Below are 23,808 nucleotides of genomic sequence, written 5' to 3'. Positions count from 1 at the left end.
GCATGAGCAACATCCCCGAGACCGGACGGACCCCCCGGGTCCAGACCCGGCTCGTCGTCATCCAGGTCCTCGTCTTCTCGCTGCTGCTCACCCTGGGCGGCCGGCTCTGGTACCTCCAGATCCGCAACGGCAAGGAGTACGCCGACGAGGCCAAGAGCAACAACATCCAGCAGGTCGTCACCCCGGCCGTGCGCGGCTCCATCCTCGACGCCCGCGGCGTCCCGCTCGCCGACAACGAGACCCGGCTCGTGGTCTCCGCCTCGCGCACCGAGCTGATGAAAATGAAGGACGACGGCAAGGCCGTCCTCACCCGGCTCGCCGGCGTCCTGAACATGAAGCCCGAGGACGTCGTCAACAAGATCCGGCTCTGCGACTCCCAGACGCCCAAGCCCTGCTGGAACGGCTCGCCCTACCAGCCGATCCCGGTCACCGACGAGGCCACCGTCCAGCAGGCGCTCACCATCCGCGAGAGCACCGAGGACTTCCCCGGCATCACCGCCGAGCTCACTGCCGTCCGCCGCTACCCCGCGCCCGGCAAGGCCCGTACCGCCCAGGTCCTCGGCTACCTCTCGCCGGTCACCGACGAGGAGATCACCAAGGCGAAGGACACCGACTCGCCGTTCCTCCGCTCCGACCAGGTCGGCCGCTCCGGCATCGAGCGCACCTACGACAAGGAGCTGCGCGGCAAGGCGGGCGTGACCCGCTACGAGGTCGACAACCTCGGGCGCGTCATGGGCCAGACCACCTCCGACCCGGGCGTCGCCGGCTCCACCCTCGTCACCAGCATCGACGCCCGCGTGCAGGCGGTCGCCGAGTACGAGCTCGCGCAGGCGATGAAGGCCGTCCGCGGCGAGACCGACAAGATCACCGGCCGCAAGTACGAGGCCGACTCCGGCGCCGTCGTCGTCATGGAGACCAAGACCGGCCGGGTCGTCGCCATGGCCTCCCAGCCGGACTACGACCCCAACGTCTGGATCGGCGGCATCTCCGCCAAGGACTACGCGGGCCTCACCAGCAAGAACTCCAACTACCCGCTGCTCAACCGGGCCATCCAGGGCCAGGCCCCGGCCGGCTCGATCTTCAAGGTGATCTCCGCGAGCGCCGCCGTCCGGGCCGGCTACGACTTCAACGACAAGTACAACTGCAGCGCCTCCTACAGCCTCGGCAGCCGCAGCTTCGCCAACTTCGAGTCCCAGGGACACGGCCCCATCACCCTCGGGGACGCCCTCAAGTACTCCTGCAACACCGTCTTCTACGCCCTCGGCCACAAGGAGTGGCAGAAGGACGGCGGCATCACCGCGAACAAGGACTCCAAGGACTGGTTCTACGTGACCGCCCGCGACTTCGGCCTCGGCTCCGAGACCGGCGTCGACCTGCCCAACGAGGTCAAGGGCCGCATCCCGGACCGCCAGTGGAAGCAGTCGTTCTGGGAGGCCAACAAGGACGCCTGGTGCAAGCAGGGCAAGAAGGGCGGCAGCTACGTCGAGCAGATCGCGTACGAGAACTGCCTGGAGGGCAACCAGCTGAAGGCGTACGACAGCATCAACTTCGCCATCGGCCAGGGCGACGTCCTCGTCACCCCCATCCAGATGGCCACCATCTACGCGGCCATCAGCAACGGCGGCACCCTCTACAACCCCACCGTCGGCAAGGCGGTCATCAGCCCCGACGGCAAGCAGGTCCGCGAGATCAAGCCCAAGGCCCACGGCAAGCTGCCGGTCGGCGCGGACACCATCCGCGACCTCGACAAGGGCCTCCGCTCGGTCGTCGAACCCGGCGGCACCGCCGCCTGGCGCTTCGGCAGCTGGCCCCAGGACAAGATCCCGATGCGCGCCAAGACCGGCACCGCCCAGGTCTACGGCAAGCAGACCACCTCGTGGCTCGCGACCTACACCGACGACTTCACCATCGTCATGACCATCTCCCAGGGCGGCACCGGCTCCGGCGCCTCCGGCCCCGCCGTCCGCAACATCTACGACGCCCTCTACGGCCTCGACGACGCCGGCAACCAGGACCTCAAGCGCGCCCTGCTGCCCACGCCGCAGAAGGCGCTGCCGAAGGTCAACGCCGACGGCACCATCGACGCCCCGGTCATCAAGGCGTACGACCCGAAGTCCCAGCTGGTCGACCCGGCCGAGCAGAACGGCGCCGCGCCGCCGCCGCTCGCGGGCACGCCCCCCAACAGGAGGGACTGACCCGATGACGACCCGGACCACCTTTTCGGTCTCCCGGTACGCCCCCCAGCGCGGCCCCGTCGCCCGGCTGACCGCCCGCGACTCGGTGCTGCGCCGCCTCGACTGGCCGATCCTGCTGTCGGCGCTGGCGCTGTCGCTGATCGGCTCGCTGCTGGTGTGGTCGGCGACCCGGGGCCGCACCGAGCTGAACCAGGGCGACCCGTACTACTTCCTCTTCCGGCACCTGCTCAACACCGGCATCGGCGTGGCGCTGATGATCGGCACGGTGTGGCTGGGGCACCGGACCCTGCGCGGGGCCGTGCCGGTCCTCTACGGGCTGTCGATCGTGCTGATCCTCGCCGTCCTCACCCCGCTGGGCGCCACCATCAACGGCGCCCACGCGTGGATCGTGATCGGCGGCGGCTTCTCGCTCCAGCCCAGCGAGTTCGTGAAGATCACCATCATCCTGGTGATGGCGATGCTGCTGGCGTCGAAGGTGGACGCGGGCGACCAGCTCCACCCGGACCACGGCACCGTCGCGAAGTCCCTGGTGCTCGCCGCCCTCCCCATGGGCATCGTCATGCTCATGCCGGACCTGGGCTCGGTCATGGTGATGATCGTGATCGTGCTCGGCGTCCTGCTCGCCTCCGGCGCCTCCAACCGCTGGGTCCTCGGCCTCATCTTCTCCGGCGTCGCCGGCGCGGTCCTCGTCACCGCCCTCGGCATGCTCGACGAGTACCAGATCAACCGCTTCGCCGCCTTCGCCAACCCCGACCTCGACCCCTCCGGCGTCGGCTACAACACCAACCAGGCCCGCATCGCCATCGGCTCCGGCGGCCTCTACGGCGCCGGCCTCTTCAACGGCCACCAGACCAGCGGCCAGTTCGTCCCCGAACAGCAGACCGACTTCGTCTTCACCGTCGCCGGCGAGGAGCTCGGCTTCGTCGGCTCCGGCTTCATCCTGCTGCTGCTCGGCATCGTGCTCTGGCGCGCTTGCCGCATCGCCCGCGAGACCACCGAGCTGTACGGCACGATCGTCGCCGCCGGCATCATCGCCTGGTTCGCCTTCCAGTCCTTCGAGAACATCGGCATGAACCTCGGCATCATGCCCGTCGCCGGCCTCCCGCTGCCCTTCGTCTCCTACGGCGGATCCTCCATGTTCGCCGTCTGGGTCGCCGTCGGACTCCTCCAGTCGATCCGCGTCCAGCGGCCCATGACCGCCTGACCCGCCGCCCTCCCCAGGGCGGCGGGAACCGCCAGGTGTGACCGCCGCCCCGGTGGTTAGATGCGACATATGGCGGAGACCAAGCGCGAGACCGAGCGGAAGTACGAAGCCACCGAGGACACCCGGCTGCCGGACCTCACCCGCGCGGCCGGGGTCGCCTCGGTCACCGACGAGGGCGTCATGGAGCTCGACGCGGTCTACTACGACACGGCCGACCTCAGGCTGGCCGCCGGCTCCCTCACCCTCCGGCGCCGCACCGGCGGCTCCGACGCGGGCTGGCACGCGAAGTTCCCCGTGACCGTCGGGGTCCGCGACGAGATCCGCGCCCCGCTCTCCGACACCCTCCCGCCCGACCTGGCCGGGCTCCTGCGCTCCCGGGTCCGCGGCGCCGACGTCGTCCCCGTCGTCCGGATCCGCTCCACCCGCGACGTCCGGCACCTGCGGGACGCCGGCGGCACCCTCCTCGCCGAGGTCTCCGTCGACACCGTCCACGCCGACCGGCTCCTCGGCGACACCGCCTCCACCGCCTGGACCGAGATCGAGGTCGAGCTCGCCGACGGCGCCGACCCCGCGATCCTCGACGCCGTCGCGAAACGGCTCCGGAAGGCCGGCATCCGCCCCTCCGACGCCCCCTCCAAGCTGGCCCGCGCCCTCGACGGCACCGGCCTCGCCCCCGCACCGCGCGACCCCGCCGGGGCGGCCGGCGACGGCACGGCGGGCGCCGCCGTCCTCGCGTACGTACGGACCCAGATCGACGCCCTCGTCCGGCTCGACCCCGCCGTCCGGCGCGACCTGCCCGACTCCGTCCACAAGATGCGGGTGGCCTGCCGGCGCCTGCGCAGCGCCTTCAAGACGTACCGCAAGGTCCTCGACCGGGACGTCACGGACCCGATCGGCGCCGAGCTGAAGTGGCTCGCCGGCGAGCTCGGCCACGCCCGCGACCAGGAGGTCCTCGACGCCCGCCTCGGCGACGCGATCGGCGCGCTGCCCCGCGCCCTGCGCCACGGCCCGGTCCGCGGCCGGCTCCGCGCCTGGAGCAACGCCCGGTCCCGCGGCGCCCGCCACCACGTCCTCGACGCCCTCGACTCGCCCCGCCACCTCGCCCTCCTCGACGCCCTCGACCACCTCCTCGCCGACCCCCCGCTGAAGCCCGCGGCCCGCAAGAAGGCCGCGAAGGTCCTGCCGAAGGCGATCCGGCGCGACCACCGCCGGCTCGCCGACCGCGTCGGCCCCGCGCTCGCCCTCGACCCCGGGCACGACCGCGACACCGCCCTCCACGAGGCCCGCAAGGCCGCCAAACGGGCCCGGTACGCCGCCGACGCCGCCGTACCCGCCCTCGGCAAGCCCGCGAAACGGTTCGCCAAGGAGACGAAGGCCCTCCAGAGCCTCCTCGGCGACCACCAGGACACCGTCGTCGCCCGCGCCGCCCTGGCCGACCTCGCCCACCAGGCCGAAGCGGCCGGCGAACCGTCCTTCACCTGGGGCGTTCTCCACGCGCGGCAGGAGGCGGCCGCGGCGGCCCAGGAGCGGGAGCTGCCGGAGGCGTGGGAGCGGGCCGCCGCCCCCGGCCTCCGCGCGGCGCTGAGCCGCTGAGCACCGGGGTACGCTTGAGAGTCGCCCCCCTGCCCGCTCACGAAGGTTCGAGATGTCTGCTGCCGAGTCTGTCTTCCCGCAGCTCGAAGCTCTGCTCCCGCACGTGCAGAAGCCGATTCAGTACGTCGGTGGAGAGCTGAACTCCACGGTGAAGCCGTGGGAGTCCGCCGACGTCCGCTGGGCTCTGATGTACCCGGACGCGTACGAGGTCGGCCTGCCCAACCAGGGCGTCATGATCCTCTACGAGGTGCTGAACGAGCGCGAGGGCGTCCTCGCCGAGCGCACCTACAGCGTGTGGCCGGACCTCGAAGCGCTGATGCGCGAGCACAAGGTGCCGCAGTTCACGGTCGACAGCCACCGCCCGGTCGGCGCCTTCGACGTGTTCGGCCTGTCCTTCTCCACGGAGCTGGGCTACACCAACATGCTCACCGCCCTCGACCTGGCGGGCATCCCGCTGGAGTCGAAGGACCGCACCGTCGACCACCCCATCGTGCTCGCCGGCGGCCACGCCGCCTTCAACCCCGAGCCGATCGCGGACTTCATCGACGCGGCGATCATCGGCGACGGCGAGCAGGCCGTCCTGGACATGACCGAGATCATCCGGGCGTGGAAGACCGAGGGGCGCCCGGGCGGCCGCGAGGAGGTCCTGCTCCGCCTCGCGAAGACCGGCTCGGTGTACATCCCGGCGTTCTACGACGTCGAGTACCTGCCGGACGGCCGCATCGGCCGCGTCGTCCCGAACCGCTCCGGCGTGCCGTGGCGCGTGTCCAAGCACACCGTCATGGACCTCGACGAGTGGCCGTACCCCAAGCAGCCCCTGGTGCCGCTCGCGGAGACCGTCCACGAGCGCATGTCCGTCGAGATCTTCCGCGGCTGCACCCGCGGCTGCCGCTTCTGCCAGGCCGGCATGATCACGCGCCCCGTGCGGGAGCGAAGCATCACCGGCATCGGCGAGATGGTCGAGAAGGGCCTCAAGGCCACGGGCTTCGAGGAGGTCGGCCTCCTCTCCCTCTCCTCCGCGGACCACTCGGAGATCGGCGACATCGCCAAGGGCCTCGCCGACCGGTACGAGGACGACAAGGTGGGCCTGTCCCTGCCGTCGACCCGCGTGGACGCCTTCAACGTCGACCTCGCCAACGAGCTGACCCGCAACGGGCGCCGCTCCGGCCTCACCTTCGCCCCCGAGGGCGGCTCCGAGCGCATGCGCAAGGTCATCAACAAGATGGTCTCGGAAGAGGACCTCATCCGTACCGTCTCGACGGCCTACGGCAACGGCTGGCGCCAGGTGAAGCTGTACTTCATGTGCGGCCTGCCGACGGAGACCGACGAGGACGTCCTCCAGATCGCCGACATGGCGATGAACGTGATCGCCGAGGGCCGCAAGGTCTCCGGCCAGAACGACATCCGCTGCACCGTCTCCATCGGCGGCTTCGTGCCCAAGCCGCACACCCCCTTCCAGTGGGCGCCGCAGCTGTCGGCCGAGGAGACGGACGCGCGCCTGCTGAAGCTCCGCGACAAGATCCGCGGCGACAAGAAGTACGGCCGCTCGATCGGCTTCCGCTACCACGACGGCAAGCCCGGCATCGTCGAGGGCCTGCTCTCCCGCGGCGACCGCCGCGTCGGCGCCGTCATCCGCGCGGTCTACGAGGACGGCGGCCGCTTCGACGGCTGGCGCGAGCACTTCAGCTACGACCGCTGGATGGAGTGCGCGGAGAAGACCCTGCCCGAGTACGGCGTGGACGTCGCCTGGTACACCACCCGCGAGCGCTCCTACGAGGAGGTCCTGCCCTGGGACCACCTGGACTCGGGCCTCGACAAGGACTGGCTCTGGGAGGACTGGCAGGACGCCCTCGACGAGACCGAGGTCGAGGACTGCCGCTGGACCCCGTGCTTCGACTGCGGCGTCTGCCCGCAGATGGACACGCACATCCAGATCGGCCCCACCGGCAAGAAGCTGCTGCCGCTGACCGTGGTCAAGTAGTCCCGCCGCATACGGAAGGGGCGCCCGGACGGATCTCCGTCCGGGCGCCCCTTCCGTCGTACGGATCAGCCGGCGACGTGCTCCGACCGGGCGGCGGGGGTGGTGGCGGCCTCGGCGGCGGCCGGGCTGGGGGCGGGGGTGCGGTCGGCGACCGGGACGACGGGCGGGGTCAGGTCCTGCTGGTCCAGGAAGACCGCGCGGACCACCCGCTCGGCCGCGTGGCCGTCGTCCCACATGCAGAAGCGCTCGCGGAAGGCGCGGCGCAGCTCGGCGGCGGGCTCGCCGGCCCAGGCGCCGCTGCGGAAGGCCGCGATCAGCTCGTCCTCGGTGGTGGCGATCACACCGGGGGTGTCGCCGGGCTCGCCGGAGAGCAGGTCGAAGGTCACGCCGCGGCAGGTGCGGTACATCTCCCAGTCGTCGGCGTAGGTGACGATCGGCCGGTCGAGGTTGGCGTAGTCGAACATGATCGACGAGTAGTCCGTGATCAGGGCGTCCGCCGCCAGGCACAGCTCCTCCACCGAGGGGTGGCGGGAGACGTCGATCAGCGTGCCGCGCTCGGCGAGGGCGCTCAGCTCGCGGTCGGCGCCGTAGAAGTAGTGGGCGCGGACCAGGAGGACGTAGTCGGGGCCGAGCTCGCGCGCGAAGCGGGCCAGGTCCAGGCGGGAGACGAAGGCGTCCTTCTGGTGGTCGCGGACGGTCGGCGCGTACAGGAGCGCCTTCTTGCCGGGGGCGATGCCGAGCGCGCCGCGGATCCGGCGGACGTCCTCGGCGCCGGCCCGGTAGTAGACGTCGTTGCGCGGGTAGCCGGTGTTGAGCGTCCGGAAGGGGGCCGGGTAGACCCGCTCCCACTGCTCGGTGGAGTGCTGGTTGGAGGAGACGCTCCAGTCCCAGCGGTCGACCCGCTCCATGAGCTTGTCGAAGTCCATGCTCTTGGCGACGGCCGGGTAGTACTGCTGGTCCAGGCCCATCCGCTTCAGCGGGGTGCCGTGGTGGGTCTGGAGGTGGACCTGGCCGGGGCGCTTGACCACGGAGTCCGGGAAGTTCACGTTGTTGACCAGGTACTTCGCCCGGGCCATGGCCTTCCAGTAGCCGAAGGTGGCGGGGGCGACCCGGGTGATGCCGGCGGGCAGCTTCCCGGCGTGGGCCTGGTTGACCACCCAGACGCCGCGCAGGTCCGGCACCAGCTTCTTGGCGGCCTCGTGGATGGCGAGCGGATTGCAGCCGGGGGTGCGGCCCCAGTAGGCGGAGTAGACGGCGAGGCTGTCGTCGAGGGGGAGCCGGCGCTGTACCGCGTAGTACGTCTTCAGGGCCTTCCGGCCGCCCCAGCGCTTGGACCGGCCGAGCGCGCGGAAGGCGGTCTCGCGGGTGCCGTTGGCGGCCTTGAGCGATTCGAAGGCGGCGTACGAGCCGGTGCGGAGCACCTTGAACTTGAGGCCGGTGATGCCGGGCGGCGGGGTGAAGCCCTTGGGCTCGTTCCTGCGGTACGCCTTGCCGGCCGCCTGCACGTAGGCGCGGCGGTGGCTGCGGGGTATGCGGAAGCCGCGGGCGAGGGTGTAGAGGAAGTGGCTGACCATCCGCTCGAAGACGACCTTGCGGTAGTCGTCGAGGCCGGGGCGGCCCTCGAGGTAGTCGAAGACCCGCTGGTACTGCTCGAAGATCACGAAGTGCTTGCGCGGCGAGCTGCTCCGCATGGAGCTGCCCTGGCGGCGCTGGCGGTACTCGACGACCACGTACTCCAGACCGGCGACGCGCCGGGCGGCGGCCATGGTCGTGTAGACGACGAGGGCGTCCTCGTAGAGGCCGTCGGTGAAGCGGTAGCCCTGGCCGTCGAAGCCGCCGGTGGTGAAGAAGTCACGGCGGTAGACGCGGTTCCAGACGACGGCGAAGATCCGCAGCAGTTCCAGGTGGTCGACGGGGCGGACGACCTGGTCGCGGATGCCGGCGATGTACTTGCCGGACTTGCTGGGCTCGACGGTGCCGTCGACGTGGGTGCGGACGTAGTCGAAGACGACGATCTCGGGGTCGTCGGTCTCGGCGAGCCGGTCGGCTATCGCCTGGAGCGAGCCGGGGCGTATGGAGTCGTCGCCGTCGAGGAAGAGCAGGTAGTCGCCGCGGGCGTGGGCGATGCCGGTGTTGCGGGCGGCGCCGATGCCGCCGTTCTGCTCGCGGTGCACGGCGCGGACCCGGGGGTCGCGGGCGGCGAACTCGTCGATGATGGCGCCGCTGCTGTCCGGGGAGCAGTCGTCGACCGCGACGATCTCGAAGTCGCGGAAGCTCTGCGAGGTGATCGATTCGAGGCATTCGCGGATGTAGCCCTCGACCCCGTAGACAGGGATGATCACGCTGAAACGGGGGGTAGCTGCAGACGGCATGCCGTGTGTCTCTCCTCTGTCGGACCGCTCAAGCGCAGTATGACAGGAGTGGTCGAACGTCTCTCCGGGTGCGGGCGGCCGGTCCGCGCCGGGGGAGCGGGTGAACGGCGTGTTCCCGGCGGGTGAGGCGGCGGCCAACTGGGTTCGAACGGCCGAGGAGACCATCGTCTATTCTGAAGTGCTGCGGCGGTGCTGCGCTCCGGCGCCGGGGCGGGCGGGCCGGCAGGCGGTCTCTCTCGGTGGGGGAGACACCCCCAGGGGTCCGCTGGAAAAACCGATAGCACGCCCCGTCACCCACTCAGACGCTCGAGCCTGTCGAGCGGGTCTGAACCGGAAAGGAACGCAGAACTCCATGGCTCCCAGGCTCAGCGTCATCGTCCCGATATACAACGTGGCGTACTACCTGCCCGCCTGCCTGAACTCGCTCGCCGTGCAGACCTTCCAGGACCTGGAAGTGATCATGGTGGACGACGGGTCGACCGACGAGTCCCACGAGATCGCGGCGGAGTTCGCGGCGAAGGACGACCGCTTCCGGCTCATCCGGAAGGAGAACGCCGGCCTGGGCGCCGCCCGCAACACCGGTCTGGACAGCCTGGCGCCGGAGAGCGAGTACATCGCGTTCGTCGACAGCGACGACCTGATCCCGCCGGACGCCTACCGGCTGATGATCGAGACCCTGGACGAGACGGGCTCCTCCTTCGCCACGGGCAACGTGGAGCACATCAACTCCACCCGCATCTGGCAGTCCCCGATGCACCGCTTCCTCTCCCGGGGCGCGGTCAAGAAGACGCACGTCAGCCGCAAGCGCGCGCTGCTCACCGACCGCATCGCCTGCAACAAGGTCTTCCGCCGCGACTTCTGGGAGCGCAACGCGCTGCGCTTCCCCGAGGGCGTCCTGTACGAGGACACCCCGGTGATCGTCCCGGCGCAGTACCTCGCCGAGTCCGTCGACATCATCAGCGAGACCACGTACTACTGGCGTCTGCGCGAGGGCGAGGCCGCCCCGTCGATCACCCAGCGGCGCACCGAGCCGAAGGCCGCCCGCGACCGCGCCTCCGCGGTGGAGAGCGTCAGCCGCTTCCTGGCCGCGCGCACCGAGCCCGGCGCGGAGGAGCTGAAGCGCGAGTACGACAAGACCGTCCTCACCGGTGACCTGCGCATCTTCCTCAACGTCCTGCCGGACGGCGACGAGGAGTACCGCGCGGAGTTCATGAAGGCGGCCAACAAGTTCCTCGACCAGATCGACCTGAAGACGGTCAAGTCGCTGCCGACCGCGCTGCGCGTCAAGTGGCTGCTGGTCCGCAAGCACGCCCTGGCCGAGCTGCTGGCCTTCATCGAGGCCGAGCGGATCGGCGAGCCGGTCGAGATCGACGGCTCCTTCCGCCGGTACGCGAAGTACCCGTTCCTGGAGTCCACCCAGCTGCCCAAGAAGGTCCTCCGGATGGACCAGGACCTGCAGCTGCGCTCGCCGCTGCGGGAGCTGGAGTGGCTGCCGAACAACAAGCTGCGGCTGGCCGGCCACGCCTGGATCGACCGGGTCGACCAGAGCGGCAAGCGGTCCGTGGTGAAGCTGCTCCAGCTGAAGAAGGACGGCACCCAGCGGCGGATGCTGATCCCGCTGAAGAACCTCCAGACCGAGGACGCCACCACGGCCGCCGGCTGGAAGAACCGCGGCCACAGCTTCGACTGGGCCGGCTGGGAGACCGAGATCGACCTGTCCCGCTTCCGCAAGGGAGGCCAGTGGCAGGAGGGCCTGTGGCACGTCGGCATGCGCGTGCTCTCCGGCGGTCTGGTGCGGTCCCGCTCGGTCCACTCGTACGGCTCCGACCACACCGCCTACCCGCAGCCGCACTGGCTCGACGAGACCCACCGGATGGTGCCGGAGCTGCGCCGCGCCGCGCTGAAGCTGCGCGTCGAGAAGGTGCCGTTCACCGTCTCCGGCTTCGCGCCCGACGGTGACGCGATCGTCGTCGACGGCCTGCTGCGCGAGACGGTCGCGCCGGGCGTCGAGGTCTCGCTGCGGATCATCAACCAGAACAGCGGCGAGGCGTTCTTCGTGCCCGCCGACGAGGTGACCCGGGACGGCGACCACACCCGCATCCGGATCCGCGTCCCGCTGAAGGACGTGGCCCTGCTCCCCGAGCACCTGGAGAGCGAGACCGCGGGCGCCGACATGGCGAAGACCATGCGCCGCAACTGGAGCACCCAGCTCCAGCTCCAGCCCGAGGGCGAGAAGTGGCGCCGCTACAAGGTCGTCGTCCGCGACGGCGTCGCCGACCTCCAGGTCCGCCTGCCCGAGTCCTTCGGCGAGGAGGCGACGCTCAACGAGGTCGCGGTGCTGTCCGGCACCAACGGCTACCTGAAGTTCTCCGGCCGCCCGCTGCGCGGCAAGATCACCGGGATCGCCACCACCGACGGCACCTTCCTGATCCGCGGCACCGCGCCGGTGGACCTGTCCGACTACCACCTGGTGATCAGCGCCAAGAACCGCTTCGACGAGCGGACCGTGCCGCTGAGCGTCGCCGCGGACGGCACCTTCGAGGCGACCTTCCGCCCGTCCACCATGTCCGGCACCGGCGGCGGCCTGCCGCTGAAGGCCGGCCGCTGGATCTTCCGCCTGGAGGCCGGGGAGGACGCGCCGTCGCTGCAGCTCGTCGTGGACCGCCTCGCCGTCACCCAGTTCCCGCTGGAGAGCACGTACAACGGGCGCGAGAACCGCCTCGAGGTGCACTGGCAGGACCACCCGCAGCTCAACTGCCTGCCGGACCTGTCCCCGCTGGAGCGCGGCGACAACCGCCAGTACCAGCTGCGCCAGGAGGTGTACGAGAAGGGCCGCGAGCTGCCGCTGCGCGACTCCGTGCTGTACATCAGCTACAACGGCAAGCAGTACTCGGACAGCCCGCGCGCCATCCACGAGGAGCTGCTGCGCCGGGGCGCCGACGTCGAGCACCTGTGGCTGGTCCGCGACGGCCAGGTCGAGCTGCCCGACACGGTGCAGCCGGTCCGCTTCCAGGGCCGCGAGTGGTACGAGGCGCTGGCCCGGTCCCGGTACATCATCACCAACGCGCACCTGCCGCACTGGATCCGCCGCCGCGCGGGCCAGGTGATCGTGCAGACCTGGCACGGCACGATGCTGAAGAAGATCGGCCTGGACATCGACGCGCCGAAGTTCGACCCGAACTACCACGAGCGTCTGGTGAAGGAGGCGGCGAGCTGGAACATCCTGGTCTCGTCGAACCGCTTCTCCACCCCGATCCTCAAGCGCGCCATGGGCTACAACGGCCTGATCGCCGAGACCGGCTACCCGCGCAACGACTACCTGTACGCCGAGGACCGCGACGAGCGCGCGGCCGCGGTGAAGGAGAAGCTGGGCCTGCCCGCCGGCAAGAAGGTCGTGCTGTACGCGCCGACCTGGCGTGACGACCTGTCGCACGGCCGCGGCCAGTTCAAGTTCGACCTGCGGGTGGACCTGGAGGACGCGCGCCGCCGCCTCGGCGACGACCACGTCTTCCTGATCCGCCGTCACTCGAACATCGTGGACAGCATCCCGGGCGCCGGGAACGGCTTCGTCTTCGACGTCTCCGAGTACCCGGACATCGCGGACCTGTACCTGGCGGCCGACATCATGATCACGGACTACTCGTCGGTCATGTTCGACTACGCGCACCTGCGCCGCCCGATGCTGTTCTTCACGTACGACCTGGAGCACTACCGCGACCGCCTGCGGGGCTTCTACTTCGACTTCGAGAACGACGCCCCGGGCCCGCTGGTCGAGACCTCGGACGACCTGCTCACGGCGATCCGCGAGATCGACGAGGTCCAGGAGGCGTACCGGGAGAAGTACGACGAGTTCCACCACCAGTTCTGCGACCTGGACGACGGCCACGCGGCCGGCCGCGTCGCCGACCTGATGTTCAAGATCGCCGAGGAGGGCGCGCCGCTGTAGGCGGTGCCCCGCCGGGCGCGCACGTGAAGGAGCCCCGGTCCGCGGAAGCGGGCCGGGGCTCCTTCGTGTCCGCCGGGGCGGCTACTTCTTGTCGATGATCTTCAGCGAGAGCTGCCCGTTGCTGGAGAAGTACGGGCGCAGCTCGTGCCGGGTGCCGGTGACGGCGGCCGGCACGGCGGCGAGCCGGTTGCGCCAGCCGCTCTTCGGCCGGGTGTCGACGGAGGCCGGGACGGGCGCGCCGGACTGCGTCACCACCGGGTACGGGAAGGTGAAGACGTCCATCGGGACGAGCACGTCGGTGGCGAGCTTGCAGACCCGGATCCGGGGGGAGTCCTGGTCGGGCAGCAGCCACAGGTCCCAGACGTCCTCGGTGCCGGGCTGGTGGAGGCGGGCCGCGGCGGCGTTGTCGAGGGACGCGGTGAAACGCCCGTCGGCGTCGGCCTTCACCGGGAAGGTGAAGTTCTTGTCGGCCTCCTTGCGGTGGACGGCCTCGATGAGGCTGCCCTGGCCGGGGCGGACGCCCCAGGCGGCGGCCTCGACGACGATCGCCTTCGGACCGGCCTTGATCGCCGAGACCTCGACGTGCTGGGGGCGGACCCGGCTCTGCACCCGGAGCGTGCCGTCGGTGTGGGCGTACGGCAGCAGCAGGGAGAGCGCGGGGCCCTCGGTGCGGGGCAGCTTCAGGCCCAGGATGTGAAGGGTGTCGCAGCCGGCCGAGCGCAGCGGCAGGTCGAAGCCGGCGGCGCGGACCTGGAGCTCCCAGTCGCCTTCGGCGAGCTTGCCGAGCGCGGGCACGACGGCCTCGTCGCCGGTGAAGGGGACGACGACCTCGTCGGCCTTCTTGCGGATGTCCTTGCAGACCAGGCGGGCGTCGCTGTCGGCGGGCAGCCCCTCGACCCGCACCCGGACGTCGCCCTGCGGGCCGACGACGGCGGTGGCCGTGCGGGGGATGGCGCGGCGGGCGCGCATGGTCTCGACGAGCTGCTCGAAGCGGGCGGCGGTCGCCGCCTCCTGGAAGCGGACCACGTTGGCGACGGCGGCGGCGGCCATCTTGCGGCGCAGGTCCTCGTCGGAGATCAGCTTCTCGATGTGCTCGGCGAGGGCTTCCTTGTCGCCGAGGGGGACGACGTAGCCGTCCTCGCCCTGCTTGATGATGTTGCGGGGGCCGTGCGGGGCGTCGTAGCAGATCGCCGGGAGGCCGGCCGCCATCGCCTCGACGGTGACGTTGCCGAACGCCTCCAGGTGCGAGGGGAGGACGAAGACGGACGCCTTGGCGAACTCCGGGGTGACCGGGGTGGCCGGGCCCATCAGGAAGATCTGGTTGTTGCCGTCGGTCTCGTCGATCTTCTTGCGGAGGTTGGCGCGCTCCGGGCCGGAGCCGTAGATCCGCAGGCTCCAGTCCGGGTGGCGCGGGGCCACCGTGGAGAACGCCTCGATGAGGTCGGCGAAGCCCTTGTGCGGCTTGAGCAGACCGGCCGCGACGACGATCTTGTTGTCGCCGGTGGACATCTGGCCCTGGTGGGCCGGGATGCAGTTCGGCATGGGGGAGAGCAGGTGGCTCACGGCGGGCACGACCCCGGCGATGGTCCGGCACTCGTCCGGCGTCGGCGCGGTGATCGCGTCCATCTTCGGGTACGCGTCCCGGAAGAGGGCGTCGCGGATGTGCGGGCCGTAGCGGGCGGGCCGCGAGTGCTCCATCGCGACCTTGAGGAAGTCGCGGTCCGAGTAGGCCAGCATGATGGTGATCTTGGGGTTGTTGCTGACCACGACGTCGGCGTCGGTGGTGGCCAGGTACTCCATCAGCCGCTTCTCCGCCAGACGGCTGATCCACGGCTTCTTGTCCGTGGGCTCGTTGGGGTAGATGTGCGGGAAGACGTCGATCTGCGGGTCGTCGCCGTCGTAGACGTGGGAGTGCTTCCGGTAGTCGGAGAGCGCGACCGTCTTCACCCGGGGGTCCAGCGGGAAGAACGCCTGGTCGCGGTTGCGGCGGAGGGCGACCAGCTCGACCTCGTGGTGCTCCACGAGCGCTCCGGCCAGGTTGTGGATCGCGCTCACCACACCGCCGATGTGGCAGCGGTCCACCAGGAGGAAGGATATTTTCACGCCGGGCCTCGATGTCTGCGAAGAGGGGGGACCCCCGGGCGGGGGCTTGCGGCACGTGCGTCCAGCACGAGGGTTGACGCACCTTAGGTTACGGGGCGTGGGCCGCGAAGCGGGGCGGGTCCGTCCGCACCCGTACGGCGAACGGGCGGTATCCGCCGCGTAACACCTCGGTCTCGGCCGGGCGAACGGGAAACCCGCCCGGCGCCGCCACACGTCGTTCACGTCATGAACACGGAAAACCCGGGCTGCCTCACGGGAGCGGCCCGCGCGGTCGCCCTCGTCGTCGTCCTGCCCGTGCGGCTGGTCTGGGACGCGCTCGTCTGGTGCCTCACGCAGCTCTGGCGCCGGATCCTCGCCCCGGTCGGCCGCGCCCTGGCCTGGCTCCTCCACCACCTGCTGGTCGTGCCGCTGCGGTGGCTGTGGGAGTGGGTGCTCGCCCCGGTCGGCCGCGCCATGGCCCGGCTCCTCCACTACCTGCTGGTCGTGCCGCTCCAATGGCTGTGGGAGTGGGTGCTCCTCCCCGTCGGCAAGGCCCTGTGGTGGGTCGTCGACCTGCTCCTCGTCACCCCCCTCACCTGGCTCTGGCGGTACGTGCTCGGCCCCGTCTGCCGCTTCACCGGCGCCGTCCTCGCCTGGGCCTGGCGGGTCGCGGGCGAGATCGCGCGGGCCGTCGGGCGGGCCGTGCGCCGGGTCCTGTGGCACGCCGTCGGACGCCCGCTCGCCTGGGTGTACCGGGTGGTCCTCACCCCGATCGGCCACGCCCTGCGCACCTGGGTGTGGGAACCCGTCGCCGCCGCGGGCCGCGCCGTCCGCGCCGCCGCCCGCGAGGTGCGCACCGCCCTCATCGGCGGGCCCCGCTGACCTGCCCGTCCGCGCATCCGGCGGCCCGCCGGGGAACCCGAGGTGGGCCGGGCGCGTACTCTGGGTAGTACAAGGAACGTCCCCGGCGCGGCCCACGCCCCCGAGATCTCCCCGCCACCGGCGGGGGTGATCCGGGCGGGAGCCCACGGGACGCACCGAGAGCTTCCGGGCGGAGCGCCACCCGCGCCCGCCCCGCACCGAGGAGAAGAACCACTGGGCAAGCGACAGCCCGAAGGCCCGCCGCCCGCACCGGCGGTGCAGCGCATCCGTCTGCGCTACACCAAGCGCGGCCGCCTCCGGTTCACCAGCCACCGCGACTTCCAGCGCGCCTTCGAGCGCGCCCTGCGCCGCGCCGAGGTGCCCATGGCGTACTCGGCCGGATTCACCCCGCACCCCAAGGTGTCGTACGCCAACGCCGCCCCCACGGGTACGGGCTCCGAGGCCGAGTTCCTGGAGATCGCCCTCACCGAGCGCCGCGACCCGGAGACCCTGCGGGCCCTGCTCGACGAGTCCCTCCCGGCAGGCCTCGACATCACCGACGCCGTCGAGGCCCGCACCTCCGGCCTCGCCGACCGGCTCACCGCCTCCGTGTGGGAGCTCCGGCTCGACGGCGTCCCCGTCGACGACGCCCGCAAGGCCGTCGACGCGTTCCTCGCCGCCGAGACGGTGGAGGTGCAGCGCAAGACCAAGAACGGCATCCGTACCTTCGACACCCGCGCCGCCGTCGCCGGCCTCGTCGCGGACCGTCCCCAGGGCGATCCCCAGGGTGATAGGCCCGCCGCCGACGCCTGTGCGATACTGCGGCTGGTCGTTCGGCACGTGACACCCGCCGTGCGACCCGACGACGTCCTGTCCGGTCTCCGAGCTGTGGCCGACCTGGCGCCGCCGGTCCCCGCAGCGGTGACCAGGCTGGCGCAGGGGCTCTTCGACGAGGAGTCCGGCACGGTGACCGACCCGCTCGCGCCCGACCGCGAGGCAGTCACGGCCGCAGCACCCACGGCCGCCGCGACCGCCCCGGCGACGGCGCCGGAGGCAGGCCCCGCGTAGGGGACGGAGTCGAGCGCAGCCCTGGCACTCGGGAGCCACCTGGGTCGGGCAGCGCACTGACCAGGAGACTTTCGCCAGGCCGTACGCATCGGGCGTACGGAACCGGCGAGCCAGACATTCAGCTCCCGTGCGGCGCCCGCGCCCCGGACGGCGGCACCGCGCACGACGCGCGTCCGTGCCGCCACCGGAATCCGACGCGGCGCCCGGGAGCGTGACGGGAGAACCGCCCGCATGCTCGAAGACACCAACGAGACCACCGACACCAACGACACCGCCCCCGGTGACAAGCTGCCGCCGCGCCGCCGGCGCCGCGCCGCCTCCCGGCCCGCCGGCCCGCCGGTGACCGCCGCCGGCGAGACCGCCGAGGCCGCCGCCGGGACGCCGGCCGTCGAGGCCCCCGCCACGGAGGCCCCGGCCGCCGAGCCGGAGGCCGCTCCGGCCCGCCCGCGCCGCCGCGCGACCCGCAAGACGGCCGCCCCGGCCCCGGTCGCCGAGACCCCGGAGACCCCCGCCGCCGAGCCCGTCGCCGCCGAGTCCGTCGCCGCGCCCGCCGAGCCGGAGACCCCGGCCGCAGACACTCCGGCCGCCGAGCCGGAGGCCGCCCCGGCCCGGACCCGCCGCCGCGCCACCCGCAAGGCCACCGCGCCCGTGACCTCCCCGGCCGCCGTCGAGGAGCCCGCCGCGCCCGCCGAACCGGAGGCCCCGGCCGCCGAGACCCCGGCCGCCGAGCCCGAGGCCGCCCCGGCCCGCCCGCGCCGCCGCGCCACCCGCCGCGCCAGCGCCCCGGTCACCTCCCCGGCCCCGGCCGAGGAGCCCGCCGCCGAGACGCCGGCCGCCCCGGCCCCCGTCGCGGAGGCCCCGGCCGAGCCGGTCGCCGAGGCCGCCCCGGCCCGCACTCGCCGCCGCGCGAACCGCCGCGCCAGCGCCCCCGAGGCCACCACCCCCGACGTCACGGCCGAGCTCGCCGCGCCCACCTCCGGCGAGTCGCTGCCCGAGGACACCGTCGAGGAGATCGCCTCGCACGGCGCCGACGTCGCCGCCGCCGAGGCCGCCGCCACCCGCGGCCGTGGCCGCCGCCGGGTCAGCACGCCGCAGTTCACCGCCGAGCCGCCCACCGCCGCGGAGGCCCCGCGCCGCCGCCGCGCCGAGCGCCCGGCCGTCGCCGTCTTCCAGGCCCCGGTCTTCACCGAGCCGATGTTCCAGACGCCGGAGACCGCCGCGTTCGCCGCCGCCGCTGCCGCCGAGGCCGACGAGGAGACCGAGGACGAGACCGGCGTCGAGACGGCCGAGGCCGTCGAGGCCGTCGAGCCCGTCGAGCGCGCCGAGACCGGCTCGCGCCGCCGTCGCCGCCGCCGCGGCGAGCCCGTCGCCGTCGAGCCCGTCCCGGCCACCGTCGCCGACGAGCCCGAGGTCGAGCACGTCGCCGACGAGGCCGAGGACGAGGCCGAGGAGACCGACGAGTACGGCGACCGCCCCTCCCGCCGCCGCCGTCGCGGTGGCCGTCGCCGCCGCCGCGGCGAGTCCGCCGAGACGGAGGAGAACGAGGAGGGCGAGGACGCCGACGAGCTCCACGCCGACGCCGAGACGGACGCCGAGGAGACGGAGGAGTCCGACGACGACAACGGCTTCGCCGGCTCCAGCAGCTCCCGCCGCCGCCGTCGCCGTCGCCGCCGCAGCGGTGACGCCGCCGGTGAGGCCGAGGCCACGGAAGAGGACGGCGTCCGCACGGTCGTCAAGGTCCGCGAGCCCCGCCCGAAGCCCGAGCCGTCCGACGAGGTGCAGTCCATCAAGGGCTCCACCCGCCTGGAGGCCAAGAAGCAGCGCCGCCGCGAGGGCCGCGAGCAGGGCCGCCGCCGCGTCCCGATCATCACCGAGGCCGAGTTCCTCGCCCGCCGCGAGGCCGTCGAGCGCGTCATGGTCGTCCGCCAGAACGGCGAGCGCACCCAGATCGGCGTCCTCGAGGACAACGTGCTCGTCGAGCACTACGTCAACAAGGAGCAGGCCACCTCGTACGTCGGCAACGTCTACCTGGGCAAGGTCCAGAACGTGCTGCCGTCGATGGAGGCCGCCTTCGTCGACATCGGCAAGGGCCGCAACGCCGTCCTGTACGCCGGCGAGGTCAACTTCGAGGCGCTCGGCATGGGCAACGGCCCGCGCCGCATCGAGTCCGCCCTGAAGTCCGGCCAGTCCGTCCTCGTGCAGGTCACCAAGGACCCGATCGGCCACAAGGGCGCCCGCCTCACCAGCCAGGTCTCCCTCCCGGGCCGCTACCTCGTGTACGTCCCCGAGGGCTCGATGACCGGCATCAGCCGCAAGCTCCCGGACACCGAGCGCGCCCGCCTGAAGACCATCCTCAAGAAGATCGTCCCCGAGGACGCCGGCGTCATCGTGCGCACCGCCGCCGAGGGCGCCAGCGAGGACGAGCTGCGCCGCGACGTCGAGCGCCTCCAGGCGCAGTGGGCCGACATCCAGAAGAAGGCGAGCCAGATCTCGACGTCCGCGCCGAGCCTGCTCTACGGCGAGCCGGACATGACCGTCCGGGTCGTCCGCGACATCTTCAACGAGGACTTCACCAAGGTCATCGTCAGCGGCGACGACGCCTGGGAGACCATCCACGGCTACGTCTCGCACGTCGCGCCCGACCTGGCCGACCGCCTCCAGCGGTGGACCAGCGAGGTCGATGTCTTCGCCACCTACCGGATCGACGAGCAGCTGATGAAGGCGCTCGACCGGAAGGTCTGGCTGCCCTCGGGCGGCTCGCTGGTGATCGACAAGACCGAGGCGATGATCGTCATCGACGTCAACACCGGCAAGTTCACCGGCCAGGGCGGCAACCTCGAGGAGACCGTCACCCGGAACAACCTGGAGGCGGCCGAGGAGATCGTCCGCCAGCTGCGGCTGCGCGACCTCGGCGGCATCGTCGTCATCGACTTCATCGACATGGTCCTGGAGTCCAACCGCGACCTCGTGCTGCGCCGCCTCCTGGAGTGCCTGGGCCGCGACCGGACCAAGCACCAGGTGGCCGAGGTCACCTCGCTCGGCCTGGTGCAGATGACCCGCAAGCGGGTCGGCCAGGGCCTCCTGGAGTCCTTCTCGGAGACCTGCGTCCACTGCAACGGCCGCGGCGTCATCGTCCACATGGAGCAGCCGGCCGCCCACGGCGGCGGCGGTGGCGGCAAGCGCGCGAAGAAGCGCGGCCGCGGCGGCGACGAGCACGTGCACGAGCACGCCCACGAGACGCACGAGGCCGAGGCCCCGGTGGAGGCCGAGACCGAGGCCGAGGTCGCGGCCGAGCTGGCCGCCCCGGTGGCCGTACCGGTCCCGATCGCCCCGGACGAGGAGCTGTACGGCTCCGTCGCCGAGGCCGAGGCCGCCGCGACCCGCGGCCGTGGCCGCCGCCGCGTCGCCCGCAAGGTGACCGCCCCGGTGACCCCGACGCCGATCGCGGAGCCCGCCGCCGCGCCGGCCGAGCCCGTCGCCCAGCCCGAGCCGGTCGCCGAGGCCCCGCAGGCCGAGCCGGCCGTGGAGGAGGCGCCCGCGCCCCGTTCGCGCCGCCGCGCCACCCGCCGGGTGACCTCGCCGGTCGTCTCCACGTCGGAGCCGGCCGCCGCCGAGGCCGAGACGGTCGTCGCGGCCGCCGCGCCGGAGGCCGTACCGGCGCCGGAGCCGGCCGTGGAGGCCGCGCCCGAGCCGGTCGCGGAGCCCGCCGCCGAGGAGGCGCCCGTCGCCGCCGCGCCGCGCGCCCGCCGCCGGGTGGTCCGCAAGGCCACCGCCCCGGCCGGTGCCGAGGCCGCCGAGATCGTGGTGCCCGCGGTCGCCCCGGCCGAGGAGCCCGCTCCGGCGCAGGAGCCGGAGGCCGACGCGGAGGCCGAGGCCGCCCCGGCGGCCAAGAAGGCCGCGCGGAAGACGGCGAAGAAGGCCACCGCCAAGAAGGCCGCCACGAAGAAGACGGCGGCCAAGAAGACGGTGGCGAAGAAGACCGCCGCGAAGAAGACCACGGCCAAGAAGGCCGCGGAGAAGACCGCGGCCCCGGCCCAGGACTGACCGGCCGGTCCCGCCCCGGCGGCGCCCCTCGGAAGGGGCGCCGCCGGGGCGGTCCGCACCCGCACGGGCGAATTTGACCCCCTGAGGCAGCCGCCCGTAACCTAGACCGTCGGCGTGTCTGTGACGCGCCGCGCCTCTGAGCACCCCCCTTCCGCTCGCCGGGAGAGGCCGCTCGTCCGATCCGGATCGCCGTGGGCCCCCGGGCCCGCGCGTGGGCGGCTGGCGTCAGAGGTCCCATCACCGAGTGAGAGAGAGATCCGCGTGTACGCCATCGTGCGCAGCGGTGGTCGCCAGCACAAGGTTGCTGTCGGCGACATCGTTGAGGTTGACAAGATTTCCACCGCCAAGCCGGGCGACACGGTCGAGCTCTCGACCCTGCTCGTCGTCGACGGCGACGCCGTGACCAGCGACCCGTGGGTCCTGGCGGGCATCAAGGTCCAGGCCGAGGTCGTGGACCACACCAAGGGCGCCAAGATCGACATCCTGCGCTACAAGAACAAGACCGGCTACCGCCGTCGCCAGGGTCACCGTCAGCAGTACACGGCGATCAAGGTCACGTCCATCCCGACGGCCGCGAAGTAAAGAGGGACTGAGCAATGGCACACAAGAAGGGCGCATCGTCCACCCGGAACGGTCGCGACTCCAACGCCCAGCGGCTCGGCGTGAAGCGCTTCGGCGGTCAGGTCGTCAACGCCGGTGAGATCCTGGTCCGCCAGCGCGGTACCCACTTCCACCCGGGCTCGGGTGTCGGTCGCGGTGGCGACGACACGCTGTTCGCCCTGCAGGCCGGTTCGGTGCAGTTCGGCACCTTCCGTGGCCGCAAGGTCGTGAACATCGTCCCGGTCGCCTGATCGGAACGCTTGGCGGAGGCGGACCTCACTTCCCGGCAGGGAAGCGGGTCCGCCTTTCGCGTGTTACTAGATAGACAAACCCGTACACAGCTTTCCCGCACTCGCTTTTCTGGAGGCACAGAACCATGACCACCTTCGTGGACCGCGTCGAGCTGCACGTCGCCGCGGGTAACGGAGGCCACGGCTGCGCCTCCGTCCATCGCGAGAAGTTCAAGCCGCTCGGCGGCCCGGACGGCGGCAACGGCGGCCGTGGCGGCGACGTGATGCTGGTCGTCGACCAGTCCGTCACCACCCTGCTCGAGTACCACCACTCGCCGCACCGCAAGGCCACCAACGGCAAGCCCGGCGAGGGCGGCAACCGCGCCGGCAAGGACGGCCAGGACCTCGTCCTGTACGTGCCCGACGGCACCGTCGTCCTGGACAGGAAGGGCAACGTCCTCGCGGACCTCGTCGGCCACGGCACGACGTACGTCGCCGCGCAGGGCGGCCGCGGCGGCCTCGGCAACGCGGCGCTCTCGTCCGCCCGCCGCAAGGCCCCCGGCTTCGCGCTGCTCGGCGAGCCCGGCGACCTCCAGGACATCGTCCTGGAGCTGAAGACCGTCGCCGACGTGGCGCTCGTCGGCTACCCCAGCGCGGGCAAGTCCTCGCTGATCTCCGTCCTCTCGGCCGCCAAGCCGAAGATCGCGGACTACCCCTTCACCACCCTGGTCCCGAACCTCGGCGTGGTCACGGCCGGCTCGACCGTCTACACCATCGCCGACGTCCCCGGCCTCATCCCCGGCGCCAGCCAGGGCCGCGGCCTGGGCCTGGAGTTCCTGCGGCACGTCGAGCGCTGCTCGGTCCTCGTCCACGTCCTGGACACGGCGACGCTGGAGTCCGACCGCGACCCGGTCTCCGACCTCGACGTCATCGAGGAGGAGCTGAAGCAGTACGGCGGCCTCGACGACCGTCCGCGCGTCGTCGTCCTCAACAAGATCGACATCCCGGACGGCCAGGACCTCGCGGACATGATCCGCCCGGACCTGGAGGAGCGCGGCTACCGCGTCTTCGAGGTCTCCGCGGTCGCCCGCACCGGCCTGAAGGAGCTGTCCTTCGCCCTCGCCGAGATCGTCGCGAAGGCCCGCGCCGCGAAGCCGAAGGAGGAGGCGACCCGCGTCGTCATCCGCCCGAAGGCCGTCGACGACGCCGGCTTCACCGTCACGTACGACGAGCACGAGGACGTGTACCGGGTGCGCGGCGAGAAGCCGGAGCGCTGGGTCCGCCAGACCGACTTCAACAACGACGAGGCCGTCGGCTACCTCGCCGACCGCCTCAACCGCCTCGGCGTCGAGGACGAGCTGATGAAGGCCGGTGCCCGCGCCGGCGACGGCGTCGCGATCGGCTCCGAGGAGAACGCGGTCGTCTTCGACTGGGAGCCCACCCTCATGGCCGGCGCCGAGATGCTCGGCCGCCGCGGCGAGGACCACCGCTTCGACGCGCCGCGTCCGGCCGCCCAGCGCCGCCGCGACCGCCAGGCGGAGCACGACGAGGCGGACCGCGAGTACGACGAGTTCAACCCGTTCTAGCGGGTACGGCGGAACCCCCGGCGACAGCGGTCGCCGGGGGTTCCGC

13 protein-coding genes are annotated in these 23,808 nt (G+C 72.1%); 11 read left to right on the top strand and 2 right to left on the bottom strand.

From position 1 onward, the window contains the following. The first annotated feature begins 2 nt into the window (after positions 1-2). The 4 genes from mrdA (at position 3) to ACFVQZ_RS13575 (ending at position 6,973) form a co-directional block, all read left to right on the top strand. Positions 3-2,195 (top strand): penicillin-binding protein 2, encoded by a 2,193-nt coding sequence (gene mrdA / locus ACFVQZ_RS13590; RefSeq protein ID WP_383621820.1) that lies wholly within the window; start codon positions 3-5, stop codon positions 2,193-2,195. A 4-nt stretch (positions 2,196-2,199) separates the two neighbouring features. Next, positions 2,200-3,399 (top strand): rod shape-determining protein RodA, encoded by a 1,200-nt coding sequence (gene rodA / locus ACFVQZ_RS13585; RefSeq protein ID WP_030494080.1) that lies wholly within the window; start codon positions 2,200-2,202, stop codon positions 3,397-3,399. A 69-nt stretch (positions 3,400-3,468) separates the two neighbouring features. Beyond that, positions 3,469-4,992 (top strand): CHAD domain-containing protein, encoded by a 1,524-nt coding sequence (locus ACFVQZ_RS13580; RefSeq protein WP_383621815.1) that lies wholly within the window; start codon positions 3,469-3,471, stop codon positions 4,990-4,992. Positions 4,993-5,044: 52 nt separating this feature from the next. Next, a complete protein-coding gene (locus ACFVQZ_RS13575) occupies positions 5,045-6,973 on the top strand; it encodes a TIGR03960 family B12-binding radical SAM protein (protein ID WP_383621812.1) in 1,929 nt (642 codons plus the stop codon). Between the two features lie 65 nt (positions 6,974-7,038). On the opposite strand, the gene ACFVQZ_RS13570 is transcribed toward ACFVQZ_RS13575, so the two are convergent. Beyond that, entirely contained in the window at positions 7,039-9,345 is a 2,307-nt protein-coding gene (locus ACFVQZ_RS13570; RefSeq protein WP_051787686.1) for a bifunctional glycosyltransferase family 2 protein/CDP-glycerol:glycerophosphate glycerophosphotransferase, read from the bottom strand. A gap of 352 nt (positions 9,346-9,697) precedes the next feature. Here ACFVQZ_RS13570 and ACFVQZ_RS13565 point away from each other — a divergent pair, with 352 nt between their 5' ends. Then, positions 9,698-13,291, top strand: a complete 3,594-nt coding sequence (locus ACFVQZ_RS13565; protein ID WP_030494084.1) for a bifunctional glycosyltransferase/CDP-glycerol:glycerophosphate glycerophosphotransferase — start codon at positions 9,698-9,700, stop codon at positions 13,289-13,291. 81 nt (positions 13,292-13,372) lie between these two features. Here ACFVQZ_RS13565 and ACFVQZ_RS13560 read toward each other — a convergent pair whose 3' ends face one another. Continuing rightward, complete coding sequence (locus ACFVQZ_RS13560; protein ID WP_051787688.1) at positions 13,373-15,373, bottom strand: glycosyltransferase family 4 protein; 2,001 nt, start codon at positions 15,371-15,373, stop codon at positions 13,373-13,375. A gap of 246 nt (positions 15,374-15,619) precedes the next feature. Here ACFVQZ_RS13560 and ACFVQZ_RS13555 point away from each other — a divergent pair, with 246 nt between their 5' ends. The 6 genes from ACFVQZ_RS13555 (at position 15,620) to obgE (ending at position 23,762) form a co-directional block, all read left to right on the top strand. After that, positions 15,620-16,255: a hypothetical protein gene (locus tag ACFVQZ_RS13555; protein WP_383621808.1), complete on the top strand. Its 636-nt coding sequence runs from the start codon at positions 15,620-15,622 to the stop codon at positions 16,253-16,255. 255 nt (positions 16,256-16,510) lie between these two features. Then, positions 16,511-17,302 carry a TIGR03936 family radical SAM-associated protein gene (locus ACFVQZ_RS13550; RefSeq protein WP_383621805.1) on the top strand — a complete coding sequence of 264 codons (792 nt, stop codon included), beginning with the start codon at positions 16,511-16,513 and terminating at the stop codon, positions 17,300-17,302. 231 nt (positions 17,303-17,533) lie between these two features. After that, positions 17,534-21,346 (top strand): ribonuclease E/G, encoded by a 3,813-nt coding sequence (locus ACFVQZ_RS13545; protein WP_383621802.1) that lies wholly within the window; start codon positions 17,534-17,536, stop codon positions 21,344-21,346. Between the two features lie 261 nt (positions 21,347-21,607). After that, entirely contained in the window at positions 21,608-21,928 is a 321-nt protein-coding gene (gene rplU / locus ACFVQZ_RS13540; RefSeq protein WP_030494089.1) for a 50S ribosomal protein L21, read from the top strand. Between the two features lie 14 nt (positions 21,929-21,942). Further along, the gene (gene rpmA / locus ACFVQZ_RS13535) at positions 21,943-22,197 is read left to right on the top strand and encodes a 50S ribosomal protein L27 (RefSeq protein WP_030494090.1); all 255 of its coding nucleotides are present in this window, start codon (positions 21,943-21,945) and stop codon (positions 22,195-22,197) included. A gap of 125 nt (positions 22,198-22,322) precedes the next feature. Further along, positions 22,323-23,762: a GTPase ObgE gene (gene obgE / locus ACFVQZ_RS13530; RefSeq protein ID WP_030494091.1), complete on the top strand. Its 1,440-nt coding sequence runs from the start codon at positions 22,323-22,325 to the stop codon at positions 23,760-23,762. Positions 23,763-23,808 lie beyond the last annotated feature (46 nt).

The organism is Streptomyces sp. NPDC057854 (assembly GCF_042797055.1).
In the GTDB taxonomy this organism is placed as follows: domain Bacteria; phylum Actinomycetota; class Actinomycetes; order Streptomycetales; family Streptomycetaceae; genus Streptomyces.
This window is presented reverse-complemented; position numbering and strand designations above follow the sequence as displayed.